Below are 17,214 nucleotides of genomic sequence, written 5' to 3' on the forward strand. Positions count from 1 at the left end.
CAGCCAGACTAGTTGCCGAACGACAGGCCGCGTTTGGCCAACCAGCCCACGGGGTCCACGCGGTCGGTGCCGTTCAGGTGCACCTCGAAGTGCAGGTGCGGGCCGGTCGAGTTGCCGGTGTTGCCCATCTTGGCGATCTGGTCACCCGCCCAGACCCGCTGGCCGACACTCACCGACCACGAGCTGAGGTGACCGTAGAGCGTCACCGTGCCGTCGGAGTGGCGGACCTTGACCATGTTGCCGTAACCGGCATACGGCCCGGCCGAGATGACCACGCCGTCGGAGGCGGCGAGCACCGGCGTGCCGATGGAGTTCGCGATGTCGATGCCGCCGTGCAGTGCGCCCCAGCGGTAACCGAAGCCCGACGTCCACACGCCGGTGGTGGGCGTGACGAACATCGGCCGCTGCAGCCGGGCTTCGCGCTCGGCGCGCTCCTGGGCGAATGCGGCCGCCTTCTGGATCTCCTCGGTGTGCATTGCCGAGCTGGCGGCCGGTGTCACGGCGACCACCTGCATACCGCCTGACGTCTCGCTCACCGGGTTGGCCATCGTGGACTGGCCGACGGCCAGGACGGCCTCCGAGGACTTCTCGTGGGCCGCATTGGCCATCGAGTACGCGCCCGCGGCGGTGGCGCCGACGGCCATCGCGGCGACCATCAGCCGGCCCTTGACGGGCACTTCCTGCTTGCGGTGCGCAGGCGTGCGGCTGCCGATGCGGATGACGTCGGTCGCGTCCATGCCGTCGCTGGTGTCGGTGTGGCTGTCGCGGTAGGCGTGCGAGCGGCGCGCGTGCCTTGCACCAGACCGGGCTCCGGACTGGAACTCCGACGGCACGGCGAGACGCAGCGGGACGAGGTCGTCGGTGTCGGTCAGGTCATCGAGTTCGGGGGCATGGATGACCTGGGCTTCGCGGTCGAACGCGCTGTTCTCGCGGAAGTCGATGTCAGCGAGATCGCCGAACTCGTTGAACGGGATGATGTCGGTGACTTCGGCGGGGGATTCGCTTGCACGGCGGTTGATTTGCCGGTTCGTCGACGATCTGCGATGAGATCCGGACGAACGGTGCGAAGCCAACCTGGGGTGTCCTTGCCTGTCGAGAAGCCTGCGGGATTGCCTGTCGTGACCAAAGCGTTATCGAGACCAGAGGCACGTTAACCAACTCGCGACGACGGCTGCAAGCCGAGAGCCTATTCCGCGGGAGATTGTGATTCGTATCACTGAGCCGAGCTGGTGAGATCTACCACAGGAGCGGTGGGCGGTGCCAACGCGTTCTGGGCGTGTGGATAAAGTTCCACCGAGCCTTCGGCCCAACAACTCCGCAATCGACGCGCTAGAGACAGGGACGTTCCACAGCCAATGGACCTCTTCGAATACCAGGCGAAAGAGCTCTTCGCCAAGCACAACGTGCCCACCACACCCGGTCGGGTGACCGACACCGCCGAGGACGCCAAGGCGATCGCCGAGGAGATCGGCAAGCCGGTGATGGTCAAGGCCCAGGTCAAGACGGGCGGCCGCGGTAAGGCGGGCGGCGTGAAGTACGCGGCCACCGCTGACGACGCGTTCACCCACGCCCAGAACATCCTCGGCCTGGACATCAAGGGCCACATCGTCAAGAAACTGCTGGTCTCCGAGGCCAGCGACATCGCGGAGGAGTACTACATCTCCTTCCTGCTCGACCGCGCCAACCGCACGTACCTGGCGATGTGCTCGGTTGAGGGCGGCATGGAGATCGAAGAGGTCGCCGCCACCAAGCCGGACCGGCTGGCCAGGATCCCCGTCGACGCGACCAAAGGCGTCGACGAGGCCTTCGCCCGTGAGATCGCCAAGAAGGGCCACCTGCCCGAGGAGGTGCTCGACGCCGCCGCGGTGACGATCGCCAAGCTGTGGGAGGTGTTCGTCGGCGAAGACGCGACGCTGGTGGAAGTCAACCCACTGGTGCGCACGCCCTCCCGCGGTGGAGACGATCCAGGTCAGATCCTGGCGCTGGACGGCAAGGTCACGCTCGACGGCAACGCCGACTTCCGGCATCCCGAGCACGCTGAGTTCGAGGACCGCGACGCCACCGATCCGCTGGAACTCAAGGCCAAGGAGCACGACCTCAACTACGTCAAGCTCGACGGGTCGGTGGGCATCATCGGCAACGGCGCGGGCCTGGTGATGTCGACGCTGGACGTCACCGCCTACGCGGGTGAGAAGCACGGCGGCGTGAAGCCGGCGAACTTCCTCGACATCGGCGGCGGCGCCTCGGCCGAGGTGATGGCCGCGGGTCTGGACGTCATCCTCAACGACGAGCAGGTAAAGAGCGTGTTCGTCAACGTGTTCGGCGGCATCACCTCGTGCGACGCCGTCGCCAACGGCATCGTCAACGCGCTGAAGATCCTCGGCGACGAGGCCAACAAGCCGCTCGTGGTCCGTCTCGACGGCAACAACGTCGAAGAGGGTCGCCGCATCCTGGCCGAGGCCAATCACCCGCTGGTGATTCAGGCCGACACCATGGACTCCGGAGCCGACAAAGCCGCCGAGCTGGCGAACAAGTAAGGGACGCACCTCATGTCGATCTTTTTGAACAAGGACTCCAAGGTCATCGTCCAGGGCATCACCGGTGGCGAAGGCACCAAGCACACCGCGCTGATGCTCAAGGCCGGCACGCAGCTGGTGGGCGGTGTCAACGCCCGCAAGGCCGGCACGACGGTCTCGCACAAGGACAAGGACGGCAAGGACGTCGAGTTGCCGGTGCTCGGCTCCGTCGCCGAGGCGATGAAGGAGACCGGCGCCGACGTGTCGGTGGTGTTCGTGCCGCCGAGGTTCGCCAAGGACGCGATCATCGAAGCCATCGACGCGGAGATCCCGCTGCTGGTCGTCATCACCGAGGGAATTCCGGTGCAGGACACCGCGTATGCGTGGGCCTACAACGTTGAGAAAGGGCAGAAGACCCGCATCATCGGCCCCAACTGCCCGGGCATCATCACGCCCAGCGAGGCGCTGGCCGGCATCACGCCTGCCAACATCACCGGTCCGGGCCCGGTTGGCCTGGTGTCGAAGTCCGGCACGCTGACCTATCAGATGATGTTCGAGCTGCGCGATTTCGGGTTCTCGACCGCCATCGGCATCGGCGGCGACCCGGTCATCGGCACCACGCACATCGACGCGATCGAGGCGTTCGAGAAGGACCCCGACACCAAGGTCATCGTGATGATCGGTGAGATCGGCGGCGACGCCGAAGAGCGCGCGGCCGATTACATCAAGGAAAACGTCAGCAAGCCCGTCGTCGGCTACGTGGCAGGGTTCACCGCGCCGGAGGGCAAGACGATGGGCCACGCCGGCGCTATCGTGTCGGGATCCTCGGGCACCGCCGCCGCGAAGAAGGAAGCGCTGGAGGCCGCGGGCGTCAAGGTCGGCAAGACACCGTCGGAGACCGCCAACCTGGCCAGGGAGATCCTGCAGAGCCTGTAGCGCGCGGCTCCACTCTTTGGCGCGAGCGACCGTGTTTGTGCGCGACACGCCGCGGTCTGGTGTGCAAAAGCGGTCGCTCGCGGCTTGTGGGAGGCCCTGCGCGGGGTGTGAAGTGTGCCGCAGGATTAGGAACACGTTCTCCTGCTCGATTAGCCTGACGAACTAACAGTTGTCAGGAGGTCTGTAATGGTCGATTCCCGGACCCCGGTCATCGTCGGCGTCGGGCAGTTCACCGAGCGCATCGACGATCCCGGCTATCGGGGCATGTCGGCGGTTGACCTCGCGACCGAGGCGGTGCGTGCCGCGCTCGCCGACACCGGGCTCGACGCCAAGGCGGCCGCACAGGCCATCGAGACGGTGTACGCGCTGCGCCAGTTCGAGATCTCCGGGCCGATGCCCGCGACGCTGGGCAAGTCGAACAACTATCCGCGGTCGGTGATGGGACGCGTCGGCGGCGATCCGGCCCGTGTCGTGCTCGAGCCGGTCGGCGGGCAGGGGCCGCAGAAGCTCGTCACCGAGGCGGGCAGCGCCATCGCGGCGGGTGAGTTCGACGTGGCGATGGTGATCGGCTCCGAACCGGGTTCGACGGCTCGCTACTGGCGCCGCGCCGCCGAACAAGGACAGACCAAACCCGACTTCACCGAACACGTCGAGGGTCAGCTCGAGGACCGCGGGCACCAGATCCACAAGTACTTCACCGAGTACACCGCATCCCACGGATTGACCGGCGCCGCAGTGCAATACGGGCTGCTGGACAACGCGCGTCGCAGCCGGTTGGGACTCGGCGTCGCCGAATACCGCAGGCAGATGGCCGAACTGTTCGCGCCATTGTCGAAAGTCGCTGCGAAGAACCCGTTTTCGTCGTCGCCGGTCGAACGGTCGGTGCAGGAGATCGTCACCGTCACCGATGACAACCGGATGATCTGCGACCCCTACCCCCGCCTCCTGGTGGCCCGCGATCAGGTCAACCAGGGCGCCGCCGCGATCATGATGTCGGTGGCGGCCGCACGCCGACTCGGGGTGCCCGAGGAGAAATGGGTGTACCTGCACGGGCATTCGGACCTGACCGAGCAGGACCTGCTGGACCGCGTCGACCTCGGCGCCAGCCCCGCGACCGTGCACGCCGTGCGAGAAGCGCTGCGGGTGGCCCAGATCGGTGTCGACGACATCGCCACCTTCGACCTGTACAGCTGCTTTCCCTTCCCGGTGTACGTCGCCTGCGAGGCGCTGGGCATCGACGGCGACGACCCGCGGGGCCTGACGGTGACCGGCGGCCTGCCGTACTTCGGCGGCCCGGGGAACAGCTACTCGCTGCACGCCATCGCCGAGACCGTCACCCAAATGCGCGATCAGCCCGGACGATTCGGCTTCGTGGGAGCCAACGGCGGCACGATGAGCAAGTACTCGGTCGGCATCTATTCCACGCGGCCTGTCGACTGGCGGACGAACGACAGCGAGAAGCTCGACGCGGACGTCGCGGCACTGCCGAAGGTTCCGGTGACCGAGCGGGCCGACGGTCGCGCGACGATCGAGACCTACTCCGTTCGCTACGACTGGCCGGTCCGCACCGGGATCATCATCGGCAGACTCGAATCGGACAACTCGCGATTCCTGGCGATCTCCGAGGAGGAGGATCTCGTTGCGTTGATGTCGGACGGTGATCCGCTCGGTGCGGCCATCACCGTGCGTCCGGCGGAGAAGATCAACCGCGCCAGCCTGGCCTGACCACAAGGGAGGAGCAGTCGTGAAGCCCCTCTCGCTTCTGGCCGCGCTGCTCTTGACCCTGGCCACCGGATGCGGGCAAGGGTCCGAACGTGATTCGCTGATGGTGTTCGCCGCGGCCTCGCTGAACGCAGCGTTCACCGAGATCGGTGCGCAGTTCGAAAAAGACCACCCCGGCACTCGGGTGAAGTTTTCCTTCGCCGGTTCCTCCGACCTCGCCACGCAGTTGATGCAGGGCGCGCGCGCCGACGTGTTCGCCTCCGCCGACACCGTGAACATGGACAAGGTCGCTGACGCCGGACTGCTCGCCGGTGACCCGGTGAACTTCGCGTCCAACACCATGGTGATCGTGGTAGCGGCGGGAAATCCCAAGGAGGTCAGGACGATACGTGATCTGGCTCGACCCGGGATCAACGTCGTGGTCTGTGCCCCTCAGGTCGCGTGCGGGTCGGCGACACGGAGGGTCGAAGTGGCTGCGGGAGTCGACCTGTCGCCCGTGAGCGAGGAGTCCTCGGTGACCGACGTGCTGAACAAGGTGACGAGCGGTCAGGCCGACGCCGGAATCGTCTATGTCACCGATGCCCGAGGCGCCGGTGCACGCGTCACCACGGTGCCCGTACCCGAGGCCACCGATATCGTCAACGTCTATCCCATTGCGACGCTGGAGGATTCGTCGCAGCGCGACCTCGCCCCGGTGTTCGTCGATGCGGTGACCGGCGACGCGGGACGGCGGGTGCTCGGCGCGGCAGGCTTCGGTAAACCCTGATCAGACCAGGGCGGCCAGCTTGCCCGCCAGCCGTTCGACGTACGCCGCGACGTCGTCTTCGGACTTGTCGGGGAGGCCGAACAGCACTTCGGTAACACCGAGATCGGCCCAGCGGGCGAGCTTTTCGGGGTCGGGTTTGAAGTCGAGGGCGACGATCTGCGGTGCTCCGTCCCGGCCCGCGCCCGCCCAGGTGTCCTGCAGCAGCTTGACCGGCTCGTCGATGTCGAAGTCGCGCGGTGTGGTGATCCAGCCGTCGGCGGACCGGGCGATCCACTTGAAGTTCTTCTCGGTGCCCGCCGCTCCGACGAGGACGGGGATGTGCGGTTGGATCGGTTTGGGCCACGCCCAGCTGGGCCCGAAGTTGACGAACTCGCCTTCGTACGAGGCTTCCTCCTGGGTCCACAGCGCCCGCATCGCTTCGAGGTATTCGCGCAGCATGGTGCGCCGGCGCCCGGGCGGCACATTGTGGTCGGCGAGTTCGTCGGTGTTCCAGCCGAACCCGACCCCGAGGCTCACGCGGCCACCGGAGAGGTGGTCCAGCGTGGCAATCGACTTCGCCAGCGTGATCGGGTCGTGCTCCACCGGCAGCGCCACCGCGGTCGACAACCGGACCCGCGAGGTCACCGCCGCCGCGGTGCCGAGGCTGACCCAGGGATCGAGCGTGCGCATGTAGCGGTCGTCGGGCAGCGACTCGTCGCCGGTCGTCGGATGCGCGGCCTGCCGCTTGATCGGGATGTGGGTGTGTTCGGGCACGTAGAAGGTGGTGAAACCGTGGTCATCGGCCAGTTTGGCCGCCGCCGCAGGCGTGATCCCGCGGTCGCTGGTGAACAGAACGAGCCCGTAATCCATGCCCAGAATTAGAACGTGTTTCAGTCTGGGGGGCAAGCACGGGTTTCCCTCACCGCGAGCGATACCGGCGACGGGAGACCCGGTCACTGTTGTCATGTCAGACCATGACGACCGAACGCATCGCCGATCACGTGAAGTTCGCCTACTGGGTGCCCAACGTCAGTGGCGGACTGGTGACGAGCGATATCGAGCAGCGCACCGACTGGAACTACGAGTACAACGCGAAATTGGCGCAGACCGCGGAGAACAACGGGTTCGAGTACGCATTGAGTCAGGTGCGTTATGAGGCGAGTTATGGCGCGGAGTACCAGCACGAGTCGACCAGCTTCTCACTGGCGCTGCTGCTGGCCACCCAGAAACTGAAGGTGATCGCCGCGGTGCATCCGGGGCTGTGGCAGCCCGCGGTGCTGGCCAAGCTCGGCGCCTCCGCCGATCACCTCAGCGGCGGCCGGTTCGCGGTCAACGTCGTGTCGGGATGGTTCAAAGACGAGTTCATCCACCTCGGTGAGCCGTGGCTCGAGCACGACGAGCGCTACCGGCGCAGCGCGGAGTTCCTCCAAGTGCTTCGCAAGATCTGGACCGAGGACGACGTTGATTTCCGCGGCGACTTCTACCGCATCCACGACTTCACGCTCAAACCCAAACCGCTCAACACCCCCGAGCGGCCCAATCCCGAACTGTTCCAAGGCGGTACTCCACGGCCGCCCGGCGCAACGGTGGTCTGTATGCGGACTGGTACTTCTCCAACGGCAAGGACTACGACGGGGTGACCGAGCAGATCGTCGACGTTCGCGGGCACGCCCGCACGGTCGGCCGTGAGGTGCGGTTCGGGCTCAACGGCTTCATCATCGCCCGCGACACCGAGAAAGAGGCGAAGGAGACGCTCAAGGAGATCGTCGCCAAGGCCAACAGACCCGCGGTGGAGGGATTCCGCGCCGCGGTCCAACAGGCGGGCAACTCGACCGGGGATCGGCGCGGCATGTGGACGGATTCGACGTTCGAGGACTTGGTGCAGTACAACGACGGCTTCCGCACGCAGCTGATCGGCACACCCGAGCAGATCGCCGAACGCATTGCGGCGTATCGCAAACGCGGAGTCGACCTGATCCTCGGCGGCTTCCTGCACTTCCAGGAGGAGATCGAATACTTCGGCGCAAAGGTGTTGCCGCTGGTCCGCGAAATCGAACAGGCCGAACAGGACACCGTGGGTGAACCGGTGCTGGTCTCTGCATAACGCGCTGTGCGCTAGCGTGGTTTTCAAAGCCCGCCCGAGCACAGGAGAGGCCATGTCGTACCCCCAAGGACCACCCGGTAGCCCGGGATACCCGCAAGCACAGCAGCCGACCACCCAGTTCTCCGCGCCGACGCAGCAGTTCGGCAGGACGCCGGAGAGCTCATCCTCGGCTTCCGACGTCGCGAGCAAGCTGCCTCTCTACCTGGCCGCCGCCGTGGCGCTGTTGGGACTGGCGGTGTACCTCGCGAGCTTTGCGCCCCTGTTCACGATCTCCGCGTCGGATTTCCCGGGCCTGGGCACCATCAGCGGAAGCTCGTTCGGTCTGGTGCTCGCCGTCGCGGCGTCACTCGTCGCGGGCCTGCTCGCCGGAACGGCGCTCCTGCCGAGGCAGGGCGTCCACACGTCGGTGTACGCAGTGCTGGCGGTCGCCGCGTTCCTCCTGATCATCGCCGAGGTGATCAACCGGCCCAGCGGCGCCGCGATCGATTGGGGCCTGTACCTGATCATCGCGTTCTCGCTGTTCCAGGCGATCATCGCGGTGGCTGCGCTGCTGTTCGAGTCGGGTGTCATCACTCCGCCTGCGCCGCGTCCCAAGTACGACCAGTCCTACGGGCATCAGCAGTACGGCGCACCGGGCCCGTACTACGGTCACCAGGGCCAGGGCCAGCAGCACCACGGCGGACCGCAGCAGCGGCCGGGATACCCGTCGACGTACCCGGGCGGCTATCCGGGCGGCCCGTCGACCGGCGGCTACCCGGCAGCCCAGCAACACGGCCAGCAGGGGCAGCAGGGTCCGCAGGGGCAGCAGGGTCCGGCGACGCCGCCGACGGGGTTCCCCGCGTACGGTCAACCGCCGTCGCCGTCGTCTTCGCAGACGTCCTCACCGACGACGCAGAACCCTGAGCAACCGTCGTCTTCCTCGCAGTCAGGTCCGCCGCCTTCCTGAGGTGAGCCAGTAGTCTGAGCCGCGCGTGCGTCACCGCCGCACGGCAGCCTGACACAGGAGCGGCTCAACCAGTGGATCAACGGCCAGTCGGCGCACGCCAGGCGCGTGAGCTGCTTCGGGTCGCGTTCGGGCCGTCGTTGGTGGCGCTTGTCGTCATCGCGGCGATCGTGTTGCTGCAACTGCTGATCGCCAACAGCGACATGACCGGCGCCCTCGGCGCGACCGCGAGCATGTGGCTCGGCGTGCACCTGGTGCCGGTGTCCATTGGCGGCGCCGAGCTCGGGGTGTTGCCGCTGATGCCCGCGCTGGCGATGGTGTGGGGCACTGCGCGCACCACCGCGGCGGCGACCAGTCCGAACGCCTCGTGGTTCGTGACGCGGTGGGTGGTGGCCTCGGCGTTGGGCGGGCCGCTGCTGATCGCCGCGATCGCGCTGGCCGTCGTCCACGACGCCGCCTCGGTGCTCACCGAACTGCAGACCCCGCACGCGTTGCGCGCCTTCGGCGGCGTGCTGGCCGTACACGCGATCGGCGCGGTGGTCGGCGTCGGGTCCCGGATCGGCGCGCGGCTGATGGCCCCGACCTCGGGTCATGCCTCACTGCCCGCCTGGCTGCCCGACGCGCTCCGCGCTGCGGTCGCGGGTGTGCTCGCGCTCGTCGGCCTGTCGGGTGTGGTGATGGCGGGTTCGCTGGTTGTGCACTGGTCGACGATGGACGAGCTCTACTCGATCACCGACTCGATGTTCGGCCAGTTCAGCCTGACCGTGCTGTCGGTGCTGTACATCCCGAACGTGCTGATCGGAACGGCCGCGGTGGCGGTCGGGTCGAGCGCACACGTCGGGCTCGCCACCTTCAGTTCCTTCACCGTCTTCGGCGGCGACATTCCGGCGCTGCCGGTGCTCGCGGCGGTGCCCTCGCCGCCGCTGGGCCCGGTGTGGGTGGCGCTGCTCATCGTCGCGGCGGCCTCGGCGGTGGCGGTCGGGCAGCAGTGCGCGCGACGTCCGCTTCCGCTGGGCCCGGCGATGGGCAAACTGCTCGTCGCGTCGGCGCTGGCCGCACTCGCCATGGCGCTTCTCGGCTACGCCGGCGGAGGACGGCTGGGCAACTTCGGCGACGTCGGCGTCGATCAGACGACGTTCGGGCCCGCGGTGTTCCTGTGGTTCGCCGGAATCGGCGCGTTGACGGTGGTGATGGCCGGCGGCGTGGCCCGCAGGCCGCGGGCGCCCAAGGCGGTCGTCGCTGCTGACCCCGACGTCGACCCGGAGTCCGACGTGGAGGCTGAAGTAGCCGCGGAGCGCGAATCCGAACTGGAATCTGACGACGCCGAACCCGAACCCGGGCCCGAGGTCGTCGGCGATGAGCCCCTCGAAGCCGAATCCGACGTTGATGCGGGCGTCGAAGCCGCGGACCAGGCTGACACCCCCGGGGACCCGCCGAACGACACCGCGAACGACACGGTCGAGGACCCCGAAGAGCACTTCATGGCGGACGACGACGGTCCGCCCGGCACCCATTAGGCTGCCAGGCGTGCAGCAACCCCTCCGCGTACCGCCGAAGGTTCCTGCGCGGGTCGTTGTGCTGGCGTCGGGGACCGGTTCGCTGCTGCAGTCGCTGTTGGACGCCACCGCGGGCGAATACCCCGCATCGATCGTCGCCGTCGGCGTGGACCGCGACTGCGCTGCCGTCGACATCGCCGCGGCCGCCTCGATTCCGTCCTTCACCGTGCGACTGCGCGACTACCCGGACCGGGCGGCGTGGGACGCCGCGCTCACCGAGGCCACCGCCGCCTACGAGCCCGACCTGATCGTCTCCGCTGGGTTCATGAAAATCCTTGGGCCGCATTTTCTCTCGCGGTTCATGGGCCACATCATCAACACCCATCCGGCGCTGCTGCCCGCCTTTCCCGGCGCACATGCGGTGGCCGATGCGCTCGCCTACGGCGTCAAGGTGACCGGCTGCAGCGTGCATCTGGTCGACGCGGGAACCGACACGGGGCCGGTGTTGGCGCAGGAGGCGGTGCCCATCCTCGACGACGACGACGAGGCGACACTGCACGAACGGATCAAGGTCGTCGAACGGCGACTTCTGGCCGAGATACTGGCCGCGGTGGCTGTCCGCGGTGTGACCTGGACGGGACGAAAGGCGACATTGGGATGACCGAGGGCAAGCGGCCGATCAGGCGGGCGCTGATCAGCGTCTACGACAAGACCGGCCTCGCCGAGCTGGCCCGCGGGCTGCACGAGGCCGGGGTCAGCATCGTCTCCACCGGGTCGACCGCGAAAACCATTGCCGCCGCAGATGTTCCGGTGACACCCGTGGAAGAGGTCACCGGCTTCCCCGAGGTGCTCGACGGTCGGGTCAAGACCCTTCACCCGCATGTGCACGCCGGACTGCTCGCCGATCAGCGCAAGCCCGAACACGTCTCGGCGCTGGCCGATCTCGGCGTCGAGGCCTTCGAACTCGTCGTGGTCAACCTCTACCCCTTCGCCGAGACCGTCGCCTCCGGAGCGAGCATCGACGAATGCGTCGAGCAGATTGACATCGGCGGTCCGTCGATGGTTCGGGCTGCCGCGAAGAACCACCCCAGCGTCGCGGTGGTCGTCGACCCGCTGGGCTACGACGGTGTGCTCGCCGCGGTGCGCTCCGGCGGGTTCACGTTGGCCGAACGAAAGATCCTGGCGTCTCTGGCGTTTCGGCACACGGCCGAATATGACGTCGCCGTCGCCTCCTGGATGGGTGCCGTGCTCGCGCCGGAGGAGCCGGCTCAGAAGCTGCCTGCGTGGGTGGGCGGCACGTGGCGGCGCAACGCCGTGCTGCGCTATGGCGAGAACCCCCATCAGCAGGCCGCGCTCTACCGCGACGACGCCGGGTGGCCGGGCCTGGCGCAGGCCGAGCAGTTGCACGGCAAGGAGATGTCCTACAACAACTACACCGACGCCGACGCTGCCTGGCGGGCCGCCTTCGACCACCCCGAGATCTGCGTGGCGATCATCAAGCACGCCAACCCGTGCGGTATCGCGATCTCGTCGCAGTCGGTGGCCGACGCGCACCGCAAAGCCCACGAATGCGATCCGCTGTCGGCGTTCGGCGGTGTGATCGCGGCCAACACCGCGGTGTCGGTCGAGATGGCCGAGACCGTCGCCGACATCTTCACCGAGGTGATCATCGCGCCCGCCTACGAAGCCGGCGCGGTGGACGTACTCACCCGTAAGAAGAACATCCGGGTGCTGGTGGCCGCCGAACCGCAGCCAGGCGGCACCGAGTTCCGTCAGGTCAGCGGTGGTCTGCTGGTACAGCAACGCGACGAGTTCACCGCTGACGGCGACGACCCGCTCAATTGGACCCTGGCCACCGGCGAGCCCGCCGACCCGGCGACCCTGGCGGACCTGAAGTTCGCGTGGCGGGTATGCCGGGCGGTCAAGTCGAACGCGATCGTCGTCGCTGCGGACGGCGCCACCGTCGGCGTCGGCATGGGCCAGGTGAACCGCGTCGACGCCGCCCGGCTCGCGGTGCAACGGGCAGGCGACCGGGTACGCGGCGCGGTCGCCGCCTCCGACGCGTTCTTCCCGTTCCCCGACGGGCTGGAGGTGCTGACCGAAGGCGGCGTCAAGGCGATCGTCCACCCGGGCGGTTCCGTGCGCGACGAGCAGGTCACCGAAGCCGCTGCCAGAGCGGGTATCTCGCTCTACCTCACCGGTGCACGGCACTTCGCGCACTGATGTCTGGTTGATCTCGGCCGAAGACGGCGGGAGGTGGTTATGTTGCACAGCATGTTCACTGCGTCGCGCACCGCCGCCGCCCTGCTGCTGGCGACCTTTGTGCTGGTCTCGTGCACGCGGACCGTGGACGACGCACGCGCTGTCGCGGGTGAGGACCTGTCGGCGGCGGCCGATTCCGGGGCACTCGACTCGTCGCAATGCGAGGCCGTCGACGACCCATTGACGACGATCCCGGCCAAGAACGACAACGAGCCGGTGATGCGGATCCCGACGCCGCCGGGGTGGGAGCGGACCACAATGATGGATTCGGAACTGATCCGCTTCGCCATGCGCAACGACGACCTGACCGCGCAGGGGTTCACGCCGAACGTCGTGGTGACGCTCGAGAGCGCGCCCGGTGTGCAGGACGCGGGCCTGATCTTCACCAACATGCGCGATGCGCTCGAGTCGGGCATCGGCGCCACGGACGTTCGCGAGACCGGGGGCACGGTGTGCGGCGTGCCCGCCAGGATGTTCGACTACCAGATGCCGGTGATGGGCAACGTCGCGCCGCATCCGGCCGTCGCGCTCGGCGCGGTGATGCGCACCGAAGGACGGACTTTCGCGGTCAGCGTGACCGTCCAGACGTTGGTCCCCGAGGACCCGACGTATCAGCGGGACAGCCAGACGATCCTCGACGGGTTCCAACTTCTGCCGCCGTCGGCGGGGTGAGACGCCGCGGTGAGCGTGCAGAAGTGGGCGGACGTGAACGCCGCAGGCATGGGAAACCCGCACGCTCGCGAGACAAGTCGTAGCTTGGAGTGGTGACTCAACCCCAAGATCTACCCCGCACCGTCGGCGAGCTGAGGGCCTCGGGCCATCGCGAGCGGGGCGTCAAGCAAGAAATCCGGGACAACCTGCTGGCCGCTCTGGCGGAGGGACGCGACGCGTGGCCGGGCATCCTCGGCTTCGAGGACACCGTCATTCCGCAGCTGGAGCGGGCGCTGATCGCCGGCCACGACGTGGTGCTGCTCGGCGAACGCGGGCAAGGCAAGACCCGGCTGCTGCGCGCGCTGACGGGTTTGCTCGACGAGTGGACCCCGGTGATCGCGGGTTCGGAGCTGGGCGAGCACCCGTACGACCCGATCACCCCCGAGTCCATCCGGCGCGCGGCGGACTCGGGCGACGACCTGCCGATCGCGTGGCGGCACCGCAGCGAGCGCTACACCGAGAAGCTGGCCACCCCCGACACCAGCGTGGCCGACCTGGTCGGCGACATCGACCCGATCAAGGTCGCGGAGGGCCGCAGCCTCGGCGATCCGGAGACCATCGCCTTCGGCTTGATCCCGAGGGCACACAGGGGCATCGTCGCGATCAACGAGCTGCCAGACCTCGCCGAGCGCATCCAGGTGTCGATGCTCAACGTGATGGAGGAGCGCGACATCCAGGTTCGCGGGTACACGTTGCGGTTGCCGCTCGACGTCCTCGTGGTCGCCAGCGCCAACCCCGAGGACTACACCAACCGCGGCCGGATCATCACCCCGCTCAAGGACCGGTTCGGCGCCGAGATCCGTACGCACTACCCGCTCGAGCTCGAGGCGGAGGTCGGCGTCATCACCCAAGAGGCGCACCTGGCCGCCGAGGTGCCCGAGTACCTGATCCAGGTGTTGGCACGGTTCGCCCGTCATCTACGCGAGTCGCGGTCGATCGACCAGCGCTCAGGGGTTTCGGCACGCTTCGCGATCGCCGCGGCCGAGACCGTCGCCGCGGCCGCGCGTCACCGGTCGGCGGTGCTCGGGGAGCAGGAGCCGGTGGCCCGCGTGGTCGACCTGGGCTCGGTCGTCGACGTGCTGCGCGGCAAGCTCGAGTTCGAGTCCGGCGAGGAGGGTCGCGAGCAGGCGGTGCTCGAGCACCTGCTGCGCCGGGCCACCGCGGACACCGCGCAGCGCCTGCTCGGCGGCATCGACGTCGGACCGCTGGTGGTCGCGATCGAGAACGGCTCGGCCGTCACCACCGGTGAGCGGGTCTCGGCGCGCGAGGTGCTGGCCGCGGTGCCGGAGGTGCCCGCGATCGCCGAGATCCAGAAGCGGCTCGACGCGAAGTCCGACGGGCAGCGAGCGGCCGCGGTGGAGCTGGCCCTCGAGGCGCTGTATCTGGCCAAGCGGATAGACAAGGTGTCCGACGAGGGCGAAACGACCTATGGCTAGACACATCTCGCGGTATTCGCGATACACCGGCGGGCCCGACCCGCTGGCGCCCCCGATCGATCTGCGCGAGGCACTCGAGCAGATCGGCCAGGACGTGATGGAGGGCAGTTCGCCGCGCCGCGCGCTGTCGGAGATGTTGCGCCGCGGCACCAAGAATATGCGCGGCGCCGACAAACTCGCCGCCGAGGCCAACCGTCGTCGCCGGGAGTTGTTGGCTCGCAACAACCTCGACGGCACACTGGCCGAGGTCAAGAAGCTCCTCGACGAGGCGGTGCTCGCCGAGCGCAAGGAGCTGGCGCGTGCCCTCGACGACGACGCGCGGTTCAACGAGATGCGCATCGAGTCGCTGCCGCCGTCGCCTGCCAAGGCCGTCCAGGAGCTGTCGGACTACGAATGGCGAAGCCCCGAGGGACGCGAGAAGTACGAGCAGATCAAGGATCTGCTCGGCCGCGAGATGCTCGACCAGCGGTTCGCGGGTATGAAGCAGGCGCTGGAGAACGCGACCGACGAGGACCGGCAGCGGGTCAACGAGATGCTCGACGACCTCAACGAGTTGCTGGACAAGCATGCCAAGGGCGAGGACTCCCAAGAAGACTTCGACGACTTCATGAACAAGCACGGCGAGTTCTTCCCGGAGAACCCGCGCAACGTCGACGAACTGCTGGATTCGCTGGCCCAACGTGCAGCGGCCGCCCAGCGCTTCCGCAACAGCCTGAGCGCCGAGCAGCGCGCGGAGCTGGATGCGTTGGCGCAACAGGCATTCGGTTCCCCCTCCCTGATGAACGCGCTGAACCGCCTCGACTCCCATCTGCAGGCGGCCCGGCCCGGGGAGGATTGGGGCGGTTCGTCGAACTTCTCCGGGGACAATCCGCTCGGCATGGGTGAGGGCGCTCAGGCGATGGCCGACATCGCCGAACTCGAGCAGTTGGCGGAGGCGCTGTCGCAGAGTTATGCCGGGGCCACGATGGAGGATGTCGACCTCGACATGTTGGCCCGCCAGCTGGGGGAGGACGCCGCCGTCGATGCGCGCACACTGGCCGAGCTGGAACGGGCGCTGATGGACCAGGGGTTCCTGGACCGCGGGTCCGATGGCCAGTGGCGACTGTCGCCCAAGGCGATGCGCCAGCTCGGGCAGACGGCGCTGCGCGATGTGGCGCAACAGCTTTCGGGTAGACACGGTGAGCGTGACACCCGCAGGGCGGGCGCGGCCGGCGAGCTGACGGGCGCGACCCGGCCGTGGGCGTTCGGCGACACCGAGCCGTGGAACGTGACGCGTACCCTCACCAACGCGGTGCTGCGGCAAGCCGGGAATCCAGAACGGAGCCCGACCTCACCTATTCAGATCACCGTCGAGGACGTCGAGATCTCCGAGACCGAGACGCGTACCCAGGCGGCGGTGGCGCTGCTGGTCGACACGTCGTTCTCCATGGTGATGGAGAACAGGTGGCTGCCGATGAAGCGCACCGCGCTGGCGCTGAACCATCTCGTCAGCACGCGGTTCCGGTCGGACGCGTTACAGATCATCGCGTTCGGACGCTATGCCCGCACCGTGACGGCCGCCGAGCTCACCGGCCTGGAGGGCGTGTACGAGCAGGGCACCAACCTGCACCATGCGCTCTCGTTGGCCGCGCGCCATCTGCGTCGTCACTCCAACGCCCAGCCGGTGGTGCTCGTCGTCACCGACGGGGAGCCGACGGCACACTTGGAGCGCGGCGCGAACGACGACCGCTCTTCTGCTGTGTTCTTCGATTACCCGCCGCATCCGAGGACGATCGCCCACACGGTCAAGGGCTTCGACGAGGTCGCCGCGCTCGGCGCGCAGGTGACGATCTTCCGGCTGGGCAACGATCCGGGGCTGGCCCGGTTCATCGACCAGGTGGCGCGGCGGGTGGAGGGCCGCGTGGTGGTGCCCGACCTCGACGGGCTGGGCGCCGCGGTTGTCGGCGACTATCTGAGGTCTCGCCGACGACGTTGACGCCGGTGGGATCAGGTGGCCTTGCGCTTCTTGCGCTTGACGCCGACTCGGCCCCACAGGGAGAAGCCGCGGATGCACACGCACGGCGCGCCAGGCGAGCCCTCACCCTCCACGGACCGGTCGAAGGTGCCCATCACACCGACGCCACGCAGGTCGACGTTTACCTCCGGCGGCACCAGGATCGTCTGGCCGCCGAAGATCGAGTACGAGTGGATTTCCACCTCCGGTGAGGTGAAGTCGGGGTTGCGTCCAGCAGAGTGGTGTACGAGTCGGACCTGATCGGCGGTACCGGCGTGTCGTAGCCGAGTGATTGAAGGTCATCGCGTGATTCTTCGAGGGACCGTCCAAAGTCACTCGAGCAAAGGAAT

13 protein-coding genes and 2 pseudogenes are annotated in these 17,214 nt (G+C 67.8%); 12 read left to right on the top strand and 3 right to left on the bottom strand.

All coding sequences use genetic code 11. The annotated features are described in order from the left end of the window. Positions 1-8 precede the first annotated feature (8 nt). A complete protein-coding gene (locus CEX88_RS18795; RefSeq protein WP_094294622.1) occupies positions 9-1,073 on the bottom strand; it encodes a M23 family metallopeptidase in 1,065 nt (354 codons plus the stop codon). Positions 1,074-1,355: 282 nt separating this feature from the next. Between CEX88_RS18795 and sucC the strand changes: the two genes are divergently transcribed. The 4 genes from sucC to modA all read left to right on the top strand — a co-directional run bounded on the left by sucC (position 1,356) and on the right by modA (position 5,940). After that, a complete protein-coding gene (gene sucC / locus CEX88_RS18800; protein ID WP_094294623.1) occupies positions 1,356-2,537 on the top strand; it encodes an ADP-forming succinate--CoA ligase subunit beta in 1,182 nt (393 codons plus the stop codon). A 12-nt stretch (positions 2,538-2,549) separates the two neighbouring features. After that, positions 2,550-3,452 (top strand): succinate--CoA ligase subunit alpha, encoded by a 903-nt coding sequence (sucD, locus tag CEX88_RS18805; protein WP_094294624.1) that lies wholly within the window; start codon positions 2,550-2,552, stop codon positions 3,450-3,452. A gap of 186 nt (positions 3,453-3,638) precedes the next feature. Next, the gene (locus CEX88_RS18810) at positions 3,639-5,177 is read left to right on the top strand and encodes an acetyl-CoA acetyltransferase (protein WP_094294625.1); all 1,539 of its coding nucleotides are present in this window, start codon (positions 3,639-3,641) and stop codon (positions 5,175-5,177) included. A 19-nt stretch (positions 5,178-5,196) separates the two neighbouring features. Beyond that, positions 5,197-5,940: a molybdate ABC transporter substrate-binding protein gene (gene modA, locus CEX88_RS18815; protein ID WP_238382114.1), complete on the top strand. Its 744-nt coding sequence runs from the start codon at positions 5,197-5,199 to the stop codon at positions 5,938-5,940. Here the strand turns inward: modA and CEX88_RS18820 are convergent, their stop codons facing one another. Further along, a complete protein-coding gene (locus CEX88_RS18820) occupies positions 5,941-6,789 on the bottom strand; it encodes an LLM class F420-dependent oxidoreductase (RefSeq protein ID WP_064399500.1) in 849 nt (282 codons plus the stop codon). 104 nt (positions 6,790-6,893) lie between these two features. Here CEX88_RS18820 and sfnG point away from each other — a divergent pair. The 8 genes and pseudogenes from sfnG (at position 6,894) to CEX88_RS18860 (ending at position 16,846) form a co-directional block, all read left to right on the top strand. Further along, positions 6,894-8,023: pseudogene (gene sfnG / locus CEX88_RS18825) on the top strand (dimethylsulfone monooxygenase SfnG). Positions 8,024-8,075: 52 nt separating this feature from the next. Next, complete coding sequence (locus CEX88_RS18830) at positions 8,076-8,969, top strand: DUF5336 domain-containing protein (RefSeq protein WP_094294626.1); 894 nt, start codon at positions 8,076-8,078, stop codon at positions 8,967-8,969. Positions 8,970-9,040: 71 nt separating this feature from the next. Next, positions 9,041-10,483 (top strand): cell division protein PerM, encoded by a 1,443-nt coding sequence (locus tag CEX88_RS18835; RefSeq protein WP_094294627.1) that lies wholly within the window; start codon positions 9,041-9,043, stop codon positions 10,481-10,483. A gap of 10 nt (positions 10,484-10,493) precedes the next feature. Then, on the top strand, positions 10,494-11,123 hold the full coding sequence (purN, locus tag CEX88_RS18840) for a phosphoribosylglycinamide formyltransferase (RefSeq protein ID WP_066841586.1): 630 nt from the start codon (positions 10,494-10,496) through the stop codon (positions 11,121-11,123). After that, positions 11,120-12,685, top strand: coding sequence for a bifunctional phosphoribosylaminoimidazolecarboxamide formyltransferase/IMP cyclohydrolase (gene purH / locus CEX88_RS18845; RefSeq protein WP_094294628.1), 1,566 nt, complete (start codon positions 11,120-11,122; stop codon positions 12,683-12,685). Before purN ends, purH begins: the two co-directional genes overlap by 4 nt. 51 nt (positions 12,686-12,736) lie before the next feature. Beyond that, complete coding sequence (locus CEX88_RS18850) at positions 12,737-13,396, top strand: hypothetical protein (protein ID WP_094294648.1); 660 nt, start codon at positions 12,737-12,739, stop codon at positions 13,394-13,396. A 92-nt stretch (positions 13,397-13,488) separates the two neighbouring features. Continuing rightward, positions 13,489-14,871: a sigma 54-interacting transcriptional regulator gene (locus CEX88_RS18855; protein ID WP_066841634.1), complete on the top strand. Its 1,383-nt coding sequence runs from the start codon at positions 13,489-13,491 to the stop codon at positions 14,869-14,871. Further along, positions 14,864-16,846: a VWA domain-containing protein gene (locus CEX88_RS18860; protein WP_094294630.1), complete on the top strand. Its 1,983-nt coding sequence runs from the start codon at positions 14,864-14,866 to the stop codon at positions 16,844-16,846. Before CEX88_RS18855 ends, CEX88_RS18860 begins: the two co-directional genes overlap by 8 nt. An 11-nt stretch (positions 16,847-16,857) precedes the next feature. On the opposite strand, the pseudogene CEX88_RS18865 reads toward CEX88_RS18860, so the two are convergent. Beyond that, positions 16,858-17,094, bottom strand: a pseudogene (locus tag CEX88_RS18865) (DUF1707 SHOCT-like domain-containing protein); the annotation flags it as partial. Positions 17,095-17,214: the final 120 nt, after the last annotated feature.

Source organism: Mycobacterium neumannii, from assembly GCF_002245615.1.
Classification (GTDB): domain Bacteria; phylum Actinomycetota; class Actinomycetes; order Mycobacteriales; family Mycobacteriaceae; genus Mycobacterium; species Mycobacterium neumannii_A.

Coding starts and splice junctions, on each gene's coding strand:
- CEX88_RS18820 (WP_064399500.1), bottom strand. CDS start 6,789: ATGGATTACGGGCTCGTTCTGTTCACCAGCGACCGCGGGATCACGCCT.
- CEX88_RS18810 (WP_094294625.1), top strand. CDS start 3,639: ATGGTCGATTCCCGGACCCCGGTCATCGTCGGCGTCGGGCAGTTCACC.
- CEX88_RS18860 (WP_094294630.1), top strand. CDS start 14,864: ATGGCTAGACACATCTCGCGGTATTCGCGATACACCGGCGGGCCCGAC.
- purH (WP_094294628.1), top strand. CDS start 11,120: ATGACCGAGGGCAAGCGGCCGATCAGGCGGGCGCTGATCAGCGTCTAC.
- CEX88_RS18850 (WP_094294648.1), top strand. CDS start 12,737: ATGTTCACTGCGTCGCGCACCGCCGCCGCCCTGCTGCTGGCGACCTTT.
- sucC (WP_094294623.1), top strand. CDS start 1,356: ATGGACCTCTTCGAATACCAGGCGAAAGAGCTCTTCGCCAAGCACAAC.
- CEX88_RS18830 (WP_094294626.1), top strand. CDS start 8,076: ATGTCGTACCCCCAAGGACCACCCGGTAGCCCGGGATACCCGCAAGCA.
- sucD (WP_094294624.1), top strand. CDS start 2,550: ATGTCGATCTTTTTGAACAAGGACTCCAAGGTCATCGTCCAGGGCATC.